The organism is Pseudomonas fontis, assembly GCF_028656955.1.
GTDB lineage: Bacteria > Pseudomonadota > Gammaproteobacteria > Pseudomonadales > Pseudomonadaceae > Aquipseudomonas > Aquipseudomonas fontis.
The window spans coordinates 26259-42328 of record NZ_JAMDGY010000027.1; the positions used below are offsets into that span (position 1 = coordinate 26259).

At 61.5% G+C, this 16070-nt stretch carries 15 protein-coding genes; 4 read left to right on the plus strand and 11 right to left on the minus strand.

Annotation, left to right across the window (positions count from 1 at the left end):
* Positions 1-234 precede the first annotated feature (234 nt).
* From M5G11_RS11880 to M5G11_RS11890, 3 genes are all read right to left on the minus strand, one after another.
* Complete coding sequence (locus M5G11_RS11880) at positions 235-612, minus strand: YkgJ family cysteine cluster protein (RefSeq protein WP_273911677.1); 378 nt, start codon at positions 610-612, stop codon at positions 235-237.
* A 205-nt stretch (positions 613-817) separates the two neighbouring features.
* Entirely contained in the window at positions 818-2017 is a 1200-nt protein-coding gene (alaC, locus tag M5G11_RS11885; RefSeq protein WP_273911676.1) for an alanine transaminase, read from the minus strand.
* 208 nt (positions 2018-2225) lie between these two features.
* Entirely contained in the window at positions 2226-3353 is a 1128-nt protein-coding gene (locus M5G11_RS11890; RefSeq protein WP_273911675.1) for a hypothetical protein, read from the minus strand.
* Positions 3354-3517: 164 nt separating this feature from the next.
* Between M5G11_RS11890 and M5G11_RS11895 the strand changes: the two genes are divergently transcribed.
* Positions 3518-3853: a YbaY family lipoprotein gene (locus M5G11_RS11895; protein WP_273911674.1), complete on the plus strand. Its 336-nt coding sequence runs from the start codon at positions 3518-3520 to the stop codon at positions 3851-3853.
* 67 nt (positions 3854-3920) lie between these two features.
* Here M5G11_RS11895 and cyoE read toward each other — a convergent pair whose 3' ends face one another.
* From cyoE to hmpA, 7 genes are all read right to left on the minus strand, one after another.
* A complete protein-coding gene (gene cyoE, locus M5G11_RS11900) occupies positions 3921-4808 on the minus strand; it encodes a heme o synthase (protein WP_273911673.1) in 888 nt (295 codons plus the stop codon).
* Between the two features lie 11 nt (positions 4809-4819).
* Positions 4820-5149: a cytochrome o ubiquinol oxidase subunit IV gene (gene cyoD / locus M5G11_RS11905; protein WP_273911672.1), complete on the minus strand. Its 330-nt coding sequence runs from the start codon at positions 5147-5149 to the stop codon at positions 4820-4822.
* Positions 5150-5773, minus strand: a complete 624-nt coding sequence (gene cyoC, locus M5G11_RS11910) for a cytochrome o ubiquinol oxidase subunit III (RefSeq protein ID WP_273911671.1) — start codon at positions 5771-5773, stop codon at positions 5150-5152.
* A gap of 3 nt (positions 5774-5776) precedes the next feature.
* A complete protein-coding gene (cyoB, locus tag M5G11_RS11915) occupies positions 5777-7795 on the minus strand; it encodes a cytochrome o ubiquinol oxidase subunit I (protein WP_273911670.1) in 2019 nt (672 codons plus the stop codon).
* 3 nt (positions 7796-7798) lie between these two features.
* Positions 7799-8746: a ubiquinol oxidase subunit II gene (gene cyoA / locus M5G11_RS11920; protein WP_273911669.1), complete on the minus strand. Its 948-nt coding sequence runs from the start codon at positions 8744-8746 to the stop codon at positions 7799-7801.
* Between the two features lie 560 nt (positions 8747-9306).
* On the minus strand, positions 9307-9813 hold the full coding sequence (locus M5G11_RS11925; protein WP_273925286.1) for a disulfide bond formation protein B: 507 nt from the start codon (positions 9811-9813) through the stop codon (positions 9307-9309).
* A 262-nt stretch (positions 9814-10075) separates the two neighbouring features.
* Positions 10076-11257 (minus strand): NO-inducible flavohemoprotein, encoded by a 1182-nt coding sequence (hmpA, locus tag M5G11_RS11930; RefSeq protein WP_273911667.1) that lies wholly within the window; start codon positions 11255-11257, stop codon positions 10076-10078.
* Positions 11258-11411: 154 nt separating this feature from the next.
* Here hmpA and norR point away from each other — a divergent pair, with 154 nt between their 5' ends.
* The 3 genes from norR (at position 11412) to M5G11_RS11945 (ending at position 14865) form a co-directional block, all read left to right on the plus strand.
* On the plus strand, positions 11412-12965 hold the full coding sequence (norR, locus tag M5G11_RS11935) for a nitric oxide reductase transcriptional regulator NorR (RefSeq protein ID WP_273911666.1): 1554 nt from the start codon (positions 11412-11414) through the stop codon (positions 12963-12965).
* An 81-nt stretch (positions 12966-13046) separates the two neighbouring features.
* Positions 13047-13934: a chemotaxis protein gene (locus M5G11_RS11940; protein WP_273911665.1), complete on the plus strand. Its 888-nt coding sequence runs from the start codon at positions 13047-13049 to the stop codon at positions 13932-13934.
* A gap of 157 nt (positions 13935-14091) precedes the next feature.
* Positions 14092-14865 carry a YkgJ family cysteine cluster protein gene (locus tag M5G11_RS11945; protein WP_273911664.1) on the plus strand — a complete coding sequence of 258 codons (774 nt, stop codon included), beginning with the start codon at positions 14092-14094 and terminating at the stop codon, positions 14863-14865.
* A gap of 6 nt (positions 14866-14871) precedes the next feature.
* On the opposite strand, the gene M5G11_RS11950 is transcribed toward M5G11_RS11945, so the two are convergent.
* Positions 14872-15936 carry a methyl-accepting chemotaxis protein gene (locus M5G11_RS11950; RefSeq protein WP_420793826.1) on the minus strand — a complete coding sequence of 355 codons (1065 nt, stop codon included), beginning with the start codon at positions 15934-15936 and terminating at the stop codon, positions 14872-14874.
* Between the last annotated feature and the right edge of the window lie 134 nt (positions 15937-16070).

Consider the following 16070-nt stretch of genomic DNA (forward strand, 5'->3'; position numbering starts at 1 on the left):
GCAATTCAGTCCTTGAATGCGTGTCTGGCGCGGCGCCGTGGAATCCTCACACACTACTTGTCGAACAGCCTGACCTTGGCGGCTACTGGTTCCATTGCAGGAATATGTAGCCGTCGCGTTGGATCCACGCAGGAAAAGGCCTACTAAAAATAGTGTTAATACTTTGGTAAAGAAGCACGGGAACCCTGGGCTTCAGCACAGGGCTTACTAAGATAATCAGACGAACGGTAGCAGTCAGGCCACCGCGTTGTCGTCTTCCAGCGGCCAGAGCGGCTCATTGGCCTCCAGCGGCGGCAGGCCGTGGGCGGCGCGGGCGGCGTCGCAGCTAGGGTTGGCTTCACCGTTTACCCAGGCTGCATCGAACTCCCGGCACGGGGTACTGCGCTGTTCATAAATAGTGCAACTCACGCAACTGCCCACCTCGCCAGCCAGGGCGATGCAGCGGGTCGGCTTGGCGTCGGTGCCGATCATCGCCACCCGGGTCGGGTTGATCTGCACCACCAGGTCATCGGGCACGATACCCCCGGACGATGTGCACTCACCCCAGAAGAAAGACACACGAAAATGCGCGCAGCAGGCGCCACAAGTCATACACGGATTGTTATCAGACATGATCTAGAAGGGATCTGGGGGAGAGGGAGGGGGATTTATCGTTATTAGGGAGAATCCCGGCGGCTATTCTTATTGAACGGCAGGGTATTGAGAAGAGGGGGAATGAAAGAAAAAATGTCCGCCGTCGGAAGGGCATGAAGCGCCTGGCGGTAGAGACTTGTGTATGGGCCGGCATGGCCGGCCCATACAGTTCGCGTGGAACCTATTACTTGGCGTCAGCCCGGAACATCTGCCGGATACCGCGCACCGCCTGGCGGATGCGGTCCTGGTTCTCGATCAGGGCGAAACGCACATGGTCGTCGCCATAGTCACCAAAACCAATCCCCGGTGACACGCAGACCTTGGCTTCAGCCAGCATCTTCTTGGCGAACTCCAGCGAACCCAGATGCGCGTACTGCTCCGGGATCTTCGCCCAGACATACATCGACGCCTTGGGGTTCTCGACCATCCAGCCCATCTCGTGCAGCCCCTTGACCAGCACATTGCGCCGCTGGCGGTACTGCTCGGCGATATCCAGCACACACTGCTGGTCACCTTCCAGTGCGGCGATGGCCGCCACTTGCAGCGGGGTGAAGGTGCCGTAGTCGTGGTAGCTCTTGATCCGCGCCAGGGCGTTGACCAGCTCCGGGTTGCCGACCATGAAGCCGATCCGCCAGCCCGCCATGTTGTAGCTCTTGGACAGGGTGAAGAACTCCACCGCAATGTCCTTGGCGCCCGGCACCTGCATGATCGACGGGGCTTTCCAGCCGTCGTAGACGATGTCGGCGTAGGCCAGGTCGTGGATCACCAGGACGTCGTACTGCTTGGCCAGGGCCACCACGCGTTCGAAAAAGTCCAGCTCGACGCACTGTGCGGTCGGGTTGGACGGGAAGCCCAGGATCATCATCTTCGGCTTGGGGATCGATTCGCGAATCGCCCGCTCCAGCTCGTTGAAGAAGTCCACGCCGGGAATCAACGGCACCGAACGCACCTGGGCGCCGGCGATGACCGCGCCGTAGATATGGATCGGGTAGCTGGGGTTGGGCACCAGCACGGTATCGCCATGGTCGAGGGTGGCGAGCATCAAGTGCGCCAGGCCCTCTTTGGAACCGATGGTGACGATGGCTTCGCTTTCCGGGTCAATCTCGACCTCGTAGCGGTCCTTGTACCAGCGCGAAATGGCCCGGCGCAGGCGCGGAATGCCGCGGGAGGTGGAGTAGCCGTGGGTGTCTTCGCGCTGGGCGACCTGGACCAGTTTTTCGACGATGTGCGGTGGCGTAGCCCCGTCGGGGTTGCCCATGCTCAAGTCGATGATGTCCTCGCCACGACGGCGTGCAGCCATCTTGAGTTCGGCGGTGATGTTGAAGACGTATGGGGGGAGACGATCAATGCGCGCAAAGCGGCGCGGCGAACCTTGGTCAGCCATGGTTTCCTCGAAAGACGTAAGCGCCCGGAACCGTCCGAGCGACGCTGGCCACTGCGGTGGCCGAGGGAGAAGATAGGGCTTTGCGGGGGGCCCTGTAAAGCGCTGTCGTACTCACGGCGGCTATCGCCGGCAAGGCCGGCTCCCACAAGACCTGCAAGCACCACGCTAACTGTGGGAGCCGGCCTTGCCGGCGATGGCGCCCGCCTGATCAACGCAGATGCTTATAGGCCGTCACATCCCAACTGCTCACCGCCAAGCCAGTCAGCGGCACCAGCGGGTTGCCCTTGACCTGGCCAAACCCGGTCCCGCGCAAGCCCTGATGGACAAAACGCTCGGCCACATCGCCTTCGGTCAACAGCGTGTAGGACTGCGAACGCATCGCCTGATACCGCAGATCATCACGCATCAGCTCACGGTGATAATCCATCAGTTGCCTGTCCGTCAGTTGCAAACGCTTGTCCAGCTTCACCCCCCAACGCGTCAGACAGCACTCGGCAAAATGCCGCACGATCAGCCCCGGCTGGGTCAGCACCTTGCCCGCCCCTGCCCCGTCCAGCGAGGCATTGCCAACCAGGGTGGCGTGCCGCCCAGGCAGCGGATAGATGTGCATCCGGGCATTGCCGCGCAATGCCGGGATCACGCAGGCAAAGCCCTTGGAACGCTCGTCACGCGAGTAGAAGCCCACGTACTCCTTCACGTTGGCCTCCAGCTGGATGCGATGCTCCTGCAGGTTGAGCACCCCGGGCACCGGGTCGACGGCAAAGATGTTCACCGGCACATGCCGCAATTGCGCATCCTTGAACATGGCATTGGCCAACATGTGACAGCTGATCCCGCCACGGCTCCAACCCACCAGGTTGACCTGGGTCGGGATCAGCCCGTCCCGGCGGAACATCTTGATGATCTGCTCCTGCAACTGCTGCGGGGTAATGCCGCGCTTGCCGTAGTTGTAACGCCGCCACAGCCACGACCCGGACTCCTCCAGGTCGTCGATGGGTACCCCCGCCGCCTTGAGCCGGTTGTACTCGGCCTCGCTCAGTTCGATGCGCCGCCAGTCGCAACGCCCCTTGATCATCTGCAGGGCATGGGCGACGTTTTCTTCCCAGCCGGTGCCAAACAGGGTGCCGGTCAACCCGTACGCCGCAGTCTTCACGAACAGGTCATCGGCCTGCAGGTTGCCACTGCCCGGGCCGTCGATGACCACCCAGTTGGCGAACTCCTTGCCCTGGTCATTGGAGGCCAGCGTGGACACCAGCTCACCATTCCAGAAATTGGGGTTCTTGTGGTCGAAACGGTGCGAGCCCGTTCCGCAAAAATACACCGTGAATACGCTCATGTGTGATCTCCCCTCCATGGTTGAGTGGGGCTTACGCTAGCAAGCGCTATGGTCTGCCAATCAGAGGGCAGGCCTGCCGACCTGTGGGAAAGGCTGCTGGCTGGCAGCGCCTAGCGAGTCCGCGCAGGCTTGCCAGCCTCCCCCTGCGACAAGGACGCTCGACCATGCACAGCACACGTTTTGCCTACCTCAAGGGCCACGTCAGTTACCCCCAGCCGATCACCCTGCTGCCAGGCACCACGCTCACCGTCGAGCTGCTCGACACAACCCTGGAGGACGGTGCCTACGTGACCCTGGCCAGCCACTGCATGCGCGTAGGCGGTGAGATTCCCCTGCACTACTGCCTGACCCTGGACCGCGCACTGCTGCACCCCGGCCACACCTACCAGCTCAGTGCGAGCATCCGCCTGGAGCCGCACCTGCTGATGTACACGACCGAACCGCAGCACGTCGAGCTCGACCCATTGCCCTGCGCCGACGTCGACGTGCTGGTGCGCTGAATCGCGCACAAACAAAAACGCCCCGGACCTTGCGGCCCGGGGCGTTTTTTTGTTCAACCCATCACACTCAGTGTGCGTAGGTCAGCAGCAGCTCGGCGGGCACCTTGGTGTCCAGCGACATCATCACGCTCAGCGCGGTGATGGTGAAGATCGAGAACACGAACAGCTTGCGTGCCCAGACACGATCATCCACTGCCTTGTAGCCGGTCCAGGCCATGTACAGCCAGTACATGCCCATCGCCGCAGCAACGGCCAGGTAGCTCATACCGGCGTAGCCGCCGAAGGTGAGCATCAGGGTCGCCACGAGGAAGGCCACGATGTACCAGAGGATGTGCTTCTTGGCCACCAGGATGCCGCGCTTCACTGGCAACACCGGAATCGATGCAGCCAGGTAATCGTTGAAGCGGAAGATCGCGATGGCGTAGGAATGCGGCATCTGCCACAGGCTGAACATCACCAACAGGGTCAGTGCAGCCAGGTCGAAGGTACCGCTCACGGCGCAATAGCCGATCACCGGAGGCATGGCACCGGACAGGCTGCCAACCAGGGTGCCGTGCACCGATTTGCGCTTCAGGTACAGGCTGTAGAAGCCGACGTAGATCACGAAGCCGATCAGGCCGAACAGCGCCGCCAGGGCATTGGCCTGCACATACAGCAGGCCAAGCCCGGCCACCCCCAGGAGGGTGGCGTAGACCAGCGCGACTTTCAGCGAGATCTGCCCCTGAACCATTGCACGGTTCTTGGTGCGCTCCATCTTGATGTCGATGTCACGGTCGATGCAGTTGTTGAACACGCAACCGGACGCCACCACCAGCGAAGTGCCAATCACCGTGGCCAGGAACAGCATGAAGTCGACATGCCCTTGCGCGGCAAGGAAGAAACCGCCTGCCACAGAAAGCACGTTACCGAAAATGATCCCCGGTTTGGTGATTTGGATAAAGTGCTTAATGGACATGCGGACTTACCTCACTTCGCCATCATGTTGGTGTGGATGCTGAACATGATCCACAGCGACAGGCCGACCAACAGGGCGATAACCACTGCGGTGAACAAACCGGCACTGACGTTCGACCGCTGAGCAGGCGAAGTGTCCAGGTGCAGGAAGTAGTACAGGTGAACGACAATCTGGATCACGGCGAAAGCCACCACGATCAGGATGGTCATGTCCTTCGGCAGGCTTGGGTACATCACCAGGCCGAACGGAATGACGGTCAGGATCACCGACAGGATGAAACCGATTGCGTAGGACTTCACGCTGCCATGGCTGGCTTCGGCATGGTTATGGGCATTGGCCATTTACAGAACCCCCAACAGATAAACGACGGTGAACACGCAGATCCAGACCACGTCCAGGAAGTGCCAGAACAGGCTCAGGCAGCTCATGCGGGTCTTGTTGGTCCCGGTGATACCGTGCTTGTTGATCTGGTACATCATCACTGCCATCCAGATCAGACCGCCGGTCACGTGCAGACCGTGGGTGCCGACCAGGGCGAAGAACGCCGACAGGAAGCCGCTACGCTGAGGGCCGTAGCCCTCGCTGATCAGCAGATGGAATTCGTTGATTTCCATCGCGATGAAGCCGGCACCCAGCAGGAAGGTGATGGCCAACCAGCCCAGCACGCCCTTCTTGTTGCCCTTGTACATCTGCAGCATGGCAAAGCCGAAGGTGATACTGGAGAACAGCAGCAGCGCTGTTTCAGCCAGTACATACGGCAGCTCGAAGATGTCGTGACCCGACGGGCCGCCGGCAAAGTTGCCGGACAGCACCGCGTACGCAGCGAAGATCGACGCAAACAGGATGCAGTCGGTCATCAGGTACAGCCAGAAACCGAATACGGTCATCTCGCCGGAGTCGTGGTGTTCCTCATGCTCATGGTCATGACCATGAGCAACATCAGCATTGATTACATGACTGGACATTGATTAAACCCGTTCAAACGATTCGACACGCGCGCCAGTAGGCGAGCCGGTAGCCAGACCGAGGTGCTTCAGACGCTCACCTTCGATGCGCGCCACTTCCTCGGCAGGAACCATGTAGCCCTGGTCGTCACGCGCAGCGTGAGCAACGAAGACCGCGATGGTTGCCAGCAGGCTTGCACCTACCAACCACCAGATGTGCCAGACGAAAGCGAAGCCGAACACAGTGATCAACGCGCCCATGTACACGCCAGTGGCAGTGTTGTTAGGCATGTGGATCGCGGAGTACTTGGCAGGCGCCTTGTACGCGTCACCAGCACGCTTGGTTTCAGTCCACGCATCCAGGCCAACTTCTTTAGGCATGGTGGCGAAGTTGTAGAACGGCGGTGGCGACGAAGTCGACCATTCCAGGGTGTGGCCGTTCCATGGGTCGCCAGTGACGTCCATGTTGTCCTTGCGATCGCGAACCGAGACGTAGATCTGGATCAGCTGGCAAGCGATACCGAACAGGATCAGCACGGCGCCGGCAACGGCAACGTACAGGTACGGTTCCCACGCCGGGTTGTCGGAGTGGTTCAGACGACGGGTCATACCCATGAAGCCCAGTGCGTACAGTGGCATGAAGGCCACGTAGAAGCCGGAGATCCAGAACCAGAAGGCAGCTTTGCCCCACTTCTCGTTCAGGGTGAAACCGAAGGCTTTCGGGAACCAGAAGGCGAAGCCGGCAATGTAGCCGAACACCGCACCACCGATGATCACGTTGTGGAAGTGAGCAATGACGAACAGGCTGTTGTGCAGAACGAAGTCAGCACCTGGAACGGCCAGCAGTACGCCGGTCATGCCACCGATGGAGAAGGTGACCATGAAGCCCAGGGTCCAGAGTACAGGCGCGGTGAAGCGCAGGCGGCCCTGGTAGATCGTGAATAGCCAGTTGAACAACTTCACACCGGTCGGGATCGAAATAAGCATCGTCGCCAAACCGAAGAAGGTGTTGACGCTCGCGCCAGACCCCATGGTGAAGAAGTGGTGCAGCCAGACCGCAAAGCCCAGGACCGAGATCGCGCCGGAAGCGTAGATCATCGACTTGTGGCCGAACAGTCGCTTGCCGGTGAAGGTCGAGATGACTTCAGAGAACACGCCGAACGCTGGCAGGATGAGGATGTACACCTCAGGGTGACCCCACGCCCAGAACAGGTTGACGTACATCATCGGGTTCCCACCAAGCTCGTTGGTGAAGATGTGGAAGTCCAGATAACGGTCAACGGTCAGCAGTGCCAGGGTAGCGGTCAGGATCGGGAACGAAGCCACGATCAGGACGTTTGCCCAGGTGCAGGTCCAGGTGAAGATCGGCATGTCCATCAGCTTCATGCCAGGGGCGCGCATTTTCAGCACGGTGGCAAGGAAGTTGACGCCCGTCAGCGTTGTACCCAGACCCGAGATCTGGAGTGCCCAGATGTAGTAGTCCATGCCCACGCCAGGGCTGTACTGGATGCCCGACAGCGGCGGATATGCAACCCAGCCAGTCTTGGCGAATTCACCAACGCCCAGGGAGATGTTGACCAGCGCAACGCCGGACACCAGCAGCCAGAAGCTCAGGGAGTTCAAGAACGGGAAGGCAACGTCACGTGCACCGATCTGCAGAGGCAGGGCCAGGTTCATCAGGCCGGTGAAGAACGGCATCGCCATGAAGATGATCATGATCACACCGTGCGCGGTGAAGATCTGGTCATAGTGTTCAGGCGGCAGGTAGCCTTCGGATCCGCCAGTGGCCGCAGCCAACTGCATCCGCATCATGATGGCGTCGGCAAAGCCGCGCAGCAGCATGACCATCGCGACGATGATGTACATCACCCCGATTTTCTTGTGGTCGACCGAGGTCAACCACTCGGTCCACAAGTAGGTCCACTTGCGGAAGTAGGTGATGAGACCAATCAACGCGAGACCGCCGAGCGCAATCATGGCGAGTGTCACCATGACTATCGGCTCGTGGTACGGGACCGCGTCCAGACTTAGTTTACCGAACATCTTTTACTCCTCTGCCCCAGCAGCTGAATGCATACTCACGTCCATCCCTTCGGTGCCGGCCGCTTCAACGTGCTCTTTCTTCTCGTGCACTACCGGCTTGCCACGGTTCATGCCTTCGTACTTGTCGACGATGGTCTGGAACATGTTTTCCGGAGCCACGCTGTAGAGCGCAACCGGGTTGTTTTCGCTAGCCTTGGCCAAAGCTTCGTATTCCGCTTTATCCAGCTGCTTAGGCGACTGCTTGACTTCGTTCACCCATGCCTCGAAATCGGCCTGGGAGGTGGCGGTTGCCTTGAACTTCATGCCGGTGAAACCAGCACCGCTGTAGTTGGCGGAAATACCGTCGAACTCAGCGTTCTCGTTGGCGATCAGGTGCAACTTGGTGGTCATGCCAGCCATTGCGTAGATCTGGCCGCCCAGACCCGGGATGAAGAACGAGTTCATCACCGCATCGGAGGTCACGCGGAAGTTCACTGGCGTGTTGGCCGGGAAGACGATCTTGTTGACCGTGGCAATGCCTTGTTCCGGGTAGATGAACAGCCATTTCCAGTCCAGAGCGACCACGTCGATCTGCACCGGCTTCACGTCGGAAACCAGCGGACGATACGGGTCCAGCTCGTGGGTGGTCTTGTAGGTGACCCAGCCCAGGGCAATGATGATGAGTACTGGAATGGTCCAGACCGCGATTTCGATCTTGGTCGAGTGCGACCAGTCAGGCGTGTAGGTAGCGGCCTTGTTCGAGGCGCGGTACTTCCAGGCAAACGCGAGGGTCATGAAAATGACAGGAATCACCACCAGCAACATCAGGCCGGTAGCGATCAGGATCAGGTTCTTTTGCTCAATGCCGACTTGGCCCTTCGCATCGATCAGGGTCCAGTTGCACCCACTGAGTAAAAGCATGCCTAAAAAGGGCAAAATGCCAAACAGTCTGGGGTAACGCTTTTTACTCATCTCACGACCTCTAGAGCAGCTTGCTTCAATGCAATTTGTGTTTTGGTCGCCAACACTTCGTCCTGCCAAGCGTTAGCATTTTGGGATCGAATACGGTCGTACCTTGTGCTTCCAGCGGGGGCTGCACGGCAAAACCGGTCATGCGGTGTTTATTGTTTTGACTTCAGTAGGCAACGGCCTGCATTCAGACCAATTCCATTTGGTGCGGGAAATCACGGAGGGGGTCAGCCCGGCATCGCCGCAGGCGATGCTCGTCAGAGTCAGCGAAAGGGGCCTGGGGCTCCTTTAATCCTGCGACTCGCAAGCGGTGCCGAACGGAAATTGGGGGCGATTGTAGTGAGGTCGCCCCCCATTGACTATGACTTATTACGCAACAGTCCTTTGCAGATCCTGCAACAATAGCACCCTGAAAATCAGTTTCGCGACAGTTTGTCGCACCCCTTCAAGCGACCTTGGAACGCACGTCCCACAAGGGTTGTAGCGTTCCACAAAGTACCCGTGTGCGGTGCAATGTGAAAATTCCATTGCACGTCTGACTTGCATCAACACGGGACTTTTGTCTAAGCCTGACGGCGGTTGCGCCAGATGCCCAACGGCACCAGCACGGCGGTCAGGACAAAGGCCACCAGGGCCCACTGCGCCAGGGACAGGCCGAGTACCGGCGGGTACGGGGTGGAGCAGAAACCATCGACCTGGAACACCAGCGGCAGCACGGAAGCCAGCGGCAGCCCGTCGACGATCGGTTGCAGGGTATCGATGCCGCAGCTGACATCCGGGTTGGCGAGGGTATAGACGTGGTTGCCGGCCGCCGCGATGCCGCCGATGGCGCTGAGCACTACCAGCCCTTCGAACACGGTCAGGCTGCGCTTGCCGGGCATGGCTGCACCGATAAAGGCAAACAGGGCGATGAACAGCAGTGCATAGCGTTGCAGGATGCACAGCGGGCACGGGGCCTCGCCGAGGACGATCTGCATGTACAGCGCGCCGCCGATCAGCGCCAGACAGATCATGCCCAGCAGCACCAGAAAGCGCCGCTCCCGATTCAGGTGCTGAGTTTGCTCGTTCATTCCTGTGTCCTTCGATTGGTAGGTAGACCCAGACAGGTGTCCGTTGTGCGCAAGTCTACACGCTGCCCTTGACCTTTCAGAACCCGGAAGGTTCCTGGAGTGCGCCATGGGCAGTGAATGTTCGAGGGATTAAAGCAGGATTAACATTGAACAAAACCGAAAAAACATCGCCGCCAAGGCCGACCCCCACACAGGCTGCACACACTGCATTCCCTATGGGAGCCGGCCTTGCCGGCGATGGCAGCGTTACCGCCGCTGCTGTTTACTCCAGCGCAGACGCCGGCCCGAAGAACTCGTAGCGGCTTTGTTTCTCCGGCACACCCAAACCTTTGAGGTGCTGCTTGATCGCCGCCATGAAACCTTTAGGCCCCAGGAAGTACGCATCCAGGTCACGCTCCTGCGGCAGCCACTGGTCAAGCTGATCGCGACTGAGCATCCCCAGCGCGTCGGCAGGCTCGCTCACACCGTCATCTTCGGCATAGCAATAGAAGCGCTTGAGTTGCGGATGACGCGCCGCCAGCCCATCGACCCACCCACGGAACGCATGTACCGAACCATTGCGTGCGCTGTGAATGAAGTGCACCACTCGCCCGCTTTCCAGGGCGGCTTCCAGCATGGTCAGGGTCGGGGTGATGCCTACCCCGCCGCTGATCAGCACCAGCGGTTTGTCGCTGGCGGCCAGGGTGAACTCACCCGATGGCGGGAACAGTTGCAGGGTGTCACCCACCTGCAATTGCGCGTGCAGGTAGTTGGACACCTTGCCGCCCTGCTCGCGCTTCACGCTGATGCGGTACTGGCCGCCTTCGGCCAGCGCCGACAGCGAGTAGTTGCGCCGATGTTCTTCGCCATCAATAAACAGCTGCACACCAATGTACTGGCCCGGCTCAGCCTTGAGGATCGCCGCGCCGTCGACCGGGGCGAAGTAGAACGAGTCGATCTCGCTGCTCTCCTGCACCCGCTTGGCCAGTTTGAACGCCCGCGCACCGCGCCAGCCGCCGAGTGCTTCGGCTTTCTGCTGGTACATGCCTTCTTCGGCACCGATGAGGATATCGGCCAACTGTTGATAGGCAGCGCCCCAGGCGGCGATCACTTCGGGGGTGGCGATGTCCTTGCCCAGCACTTCCTCGATGGCACGTAGCAGGCAGCTACCGACGATCGGGTAATGCTCCGGGAGGATCTGCAAGGCCACATGCTTGTTGATGATGGTGCTGACCAGGCCGCCCAACTGCTCCAGCTGGTCGATGTGCCGGGCGTACATCAGCACGCCATTGGCCAGCGCACGGGGCTGGTCGCCGCTGGCCTGGTGGGCCTGGTTGAACAACGGACGCACTTCGGGGTATTCGCTGAGCATCAGTTGGTAGAAATGGGTAGTCAGCGCTTCGCCACCGCTTTCCAGCAGGGGGACAGTGGCTTTGACGATGGCACGGTCTTGGGCATTGAGCATTGCGAACTCCAGAGCCTTTGGCTTCTTGAATGACTGCCTTGGCTATTACAGGTTTCATGCCAACTATTTAATCGTTATAAATCAATGACTTGAATTTTAATAAGTCAAAATAACAACAACCCTGATAGAGTCACAATGACCAACTGGAGTCATTATGACCGCAAAATCCTTGCTCACCGCCCTGCTGCCCCTGGTCAGCGATCTGTCTCGCGAGCTGCCTGAGCGCGAGCGCTACCGTCGCCTGCTCGAAGCCATGCGCGCGCTGCTGCCCTGCGACGCGGCCGCCCTGTTGCGCCTGGACGGCGAGTGGCTGGTGCCGTTGGCGGTCGACGGGCTGAGCGCCGATACCCTCGGGCGGCGTTTCAAGGTCAGCGAGCACCCGCGCTTTGCGGCGATCCTCGACAGCCCCGACCCGACCCGCTTTGCCAGTGACAGCAAGCTGCCCGACCCCTACGACGGCCTGGTCGAAGGCCTGCACCAGCACCTGGAGGTGCATGACTGCATGGGTTGCCCGTTGTTTGTCGATGAGCGCCCGTGGGGCTTGATCACCCTCGACGCGCTGGACCCGGAGCAATTCCAGCCTGCCGAACGCGATGCCTTGCAGGCTTTCGCCAGCCTGGCTGCCGCCACGGTGAATGTTGCCGAGCGCATCGAACGCCTGGCCCTGCGCGCCGAAGACGAACACCAGCGTGCCGAGATCTACCGCCAGGCCAGCGGCCAGCAACACAAGGAACTGATCGGCCAGAGCAAGGTGCACAAGCGCCTGATCGAAGAGATTCGCCTGGTCGGTGGCAGCGACCTAACGGTGTTGATCACCGGTGAAACCGGGGTCGGCAAGGAATTGGTCGCCCAGGCCATTCACCAGGCCTCGGCCCGCGCCGACAAGCCGATGATCAGCCTGAACTGCGCCGCCCTGCCCGACACCCTGGTCGAGAGCGAGCTGTTCGGCCATGTGCGGGGCGCCTTCACTGGCGCGGTAGGTGAGCGCCGTGGCAAGTTCGAGCTGGCCAACGGCGGCACGCTGTTCCTCGACGAGGTTGGCGAACTCTCGCTCACGGTGCAGGCCAAGCTGCTGCGCGTGCTGCAAAGCGGCCAACTGCAACGCCTGGGCTCTGACCAGGAGCACCGCGTCGATGTACGCCTGATCGCCGCGACCAACCGCGACCTGGCCGAAGAGGTACGCGCCGGGCGCTACCGCGCCGACTTCTACCATCGCCTGAGTGTCTACCCGCTGCAGGTCCCGGCACTGCGCGAACGCGGCCGCGACGTGCTGTTGCTCAGCGGCTACTTCCTTGAGCAGAACCGCTCGCGCATGGGCCTGAACAGCCTGCGCCTGAGCCCCGACGCCCAGGCTGCGCTGCTGGCCTACGATTGGCCGGGCAACGTGCGTGAACTGGAACACTTGATCGGCCGTTCGTCGCTTAAAGCCCTGGGGCAGCACCCGGAGCGACCGCGCATTCTCAGCCTGGAAGCCCGCGACCTCGACCTGCCGGGCGTCGGCAATGCGCCAGGCATCAACGCTGCCGAATTGGCGCCAGCACTGCCCGACAGCGCGGGCGACCTGCGCCAGGCGCTGGACGTCTACCAGCGCCAACTGATCGAGGCCGCCCTGGCCCGCCATGAACAGAACTGGGCCAGCGCTGCGCGCGAACTGGGGCTGGACCGCGCCAACCTCAGTCGCCTGGCCCGGCGCCTGGGTCTACGCTGATTGCAGCTCACGATTAAAGACCGGGGCTGTCGGGTCGATAACCCGGCATCTCCCTTATTTCATTTGCCTTGAAGGTTGCTTATGGCCTCGCAAAACGCTCGCGCGGACTCGCTGTCCCTGCTGCTCTTTACCCTGCGCAGCGGCAAGCTGATGGCAATCAACCTGCTCAAGGTCAGCGAGATCATTCCCTGCCCGCCCCTGACCCGCCTGCCGGAGTCGCACCCGCACGTCAAAGGCGTGGCGACGTTGCGCGGCAACTCGCTGTCGGTGATCGACCTGTCCCGGGCCATTGGCGAAATGCCGTTGGCCGACCCGTCAGGCGGTTGCCTGATCGTCACTGACATCAGCCGTTCCAAGCAGGGCCTGCATGTGCAGGCGGTGAGCAAGATCGTTCACTGCCTGACCACCGACATCAAGCCGCCGCCATATGGCGCCGGGAGCCGTTCGTTCATTACCGGGGTAACCCGGGTGGACAACAACCTGGTGCAGGTGCTGGATATCGAGAAGGTCATCCACGGGATCGCGCCGCCGCCACCAGAAGTGACGGCCCACGAACTGAGCCCCGAAGATGCCGCCGCGTTGGCGTTGACCAATATCCTGGTGGTGGATGACAGCCAGGTGGCGCTGCAACAGTCGGTGCATACCCTGCGCAGCCTGGGCATCGAGTGCCATACCGCGCGTAGCGCCAAGGATGCGATCAACACCTTGCTGGAGCTGCAAGGCACGGCGCAGGAGATCAACGTGGTGGTCTCGGACATCGAGATGTCCGAGATGGACGGCTATGCCTTTACCCGCACGCTGCGTGAAACGCCCGACTTCAAGCACCTTTATGTGCTGCTGCACACCTCGCTGGACAGCGCGATGAACAGCGAGAAGGCCAAGGCGGCGGGGGCGAATGCAGTGCTGACCAAGTTCTCTTCACCGGACTTGACCGATTGCCTGATCGTTGCGGCGCGGGCCGTGGCCTGAGACCTATGCGCCCGCGTTCGGTAGCCGCTGCCGTCAGGCTGCGCTCGCCTGCAACGCAGGCGCCGCCTTTGGGAGCCCTGCGGACTCCAGCGCAGCCTGACGGCAGCGGCTACAACAGGCGCGCTCTCAGGCATAATCGCCTGATCTCTTCCGCCTGATGGACCCCCGCCAAACCGTGAGCACCGCCGCCCCCGCCAATATCCAGTTCAACTGCACCGGTTGCGGCAAATGCTGCAACGGACACCACGTTCCACTCACCCTGAACGAAGCGCGCCAATGGGCAGAAGACGGTGGCCAGGTCATCGTGCTGGTCGAAGCCTTCCTCAGCAACGGCCTGGGCCTGCCCGCCGATCAACGCGAACACGCCCTGCGTCGCTCCTGCGCAGTACCCTGCGGCAGCACCGAAGCCCATGTGGCAATCACTTTCGCCGCGTTCAACCCGGGCGCTTGCCACAACCTCGATGCCGACAACCTGTGCCGCATCTACGAACGGCGCCCGTTGGTCTGTCGCATCTACCCGATGGAAATCAACCCGCACATCCCCCTGCGCCCAGAGGCCAAGGATTGCCCGAGCGAAGCCTGGGACAGCGGCCCGCAACTGATTCACGGCCAACGCCTGGTCGACGTGCGCCTGGCTGAATTGATCGAGCAATCCCGTCAGGCCGACCGCGCTGACATTCGCGCCAAGGCGCTCATCTGCCAACGCCTGGGCATCACCACCAGCGCGCTCAAGGGCAATGGCTTCACCGCCTACCTGCCGCTGACCAGCGCCCTGCACACGGCGATCATCGAGGTCGATGCGCACTCATCCGAAGCGCCCGCGCCCTGGGCCCTGCACGTGGTCGACAATGCCCTGATCGAACAGCTGCAAGGCGCAGGCGCCCTGGTCCACAGCGCACCCGCCGAGCACTACAGCTTCATCGGGTTCTAAGCCAACTCAAGACTGGCGACGGCGCCAGAACTCATCGGCCAGGCGGCGCAGGTCTTCGGCCAGCCCGGCCACGTCGCTGGCGCTGGAATGCCCCTGCTGACCAGCATGCACGCTGGTTTCGCTGGCCTGGCGAATGCTGATGATGTTGCGGTTGATGTCCTCGCTGACCAGGCTCTGCTGCTCGACCGCCGCCGCAATCTGCAGGCTCATCTCGCTGATCTGGTTGACCCGCTGGCTGATGCCATCCAGCGCACTTGCCGCGCGCTGCGCCTGCTCGACGCTCTGCCCGGCGTGCGCGCTGCTCTGCTGCATGGCCTGCACGGCATCCCGCGTGCCGTTCTGCAGGGCATGGATCATGCGCTGGATTTCCCCGGTCGATTCCGCCGTGCGCTGCGCCAGCCCACGCACTTCGTCGGCAACCACCGCGAAGCCACGCCCATGGTCCCCGGCACGCGCCGCTTCAATGGCCGCGTTGAGCGCCAGCAAGTTGGTCTGCTCGGCGATGCTGTGGATAACCGCAAGCACCCCGGAAATTTCGCTGCTGTGGTTCTCCAGGGTGTGGATAACATCGGTGGCCGAACCCAGCGCCGTGGCCAGTTGCAGGATGGCAGTGCGGCTCTGGTCGACCAACTGGTGGCCCGCCTGGGTTTCATCTTCGGCCTGATCCGCGGCGTGTGAAGCCTGCTGCGCACTGTTGGCGACTTCCGCCACGCTGGCGGCCATCTGGTTGATTGCCGCCGCTACCTGGTCCGCTTCGCCTTGTTGGCCGAGGTTGGTGCTGTGGCTGTGGTGCAGGTGTTGGGCTAACTCGGCGGTATGCCCGGCCAAGCGCCGGGAGGTATCGCCAATGCGCCCGACCACCGCGCCAATCTGCGCTTCGAGCATCTGCAAGGCGAACTCGATCTGGCCGATGCCATCGCGCCGCCCGGTGTACAGCATCTGGCTCAGTGGGTTGTCAGCCACGCCCTGGGCCCTGGCCCGCAGCTTTTCCAGTGGGCGCAGCACCACGGCAATCAGCGCGGCGCCCAGGCCGCAGGCGATGGCCCATTCGATCAAGGCCTTGGCCGGCAAGTCGGGCAACAACCAGCGGCTCAGGCCCATGACCAGCGCCATCACCAGCGCAAAGCCCAGGCCCAGTTGCCAGCCCAGGCCGAGTACCGGCAGGCGTTGGCGCCAGCTGCGGCGGCCATTGCGCAGTTGTTCAT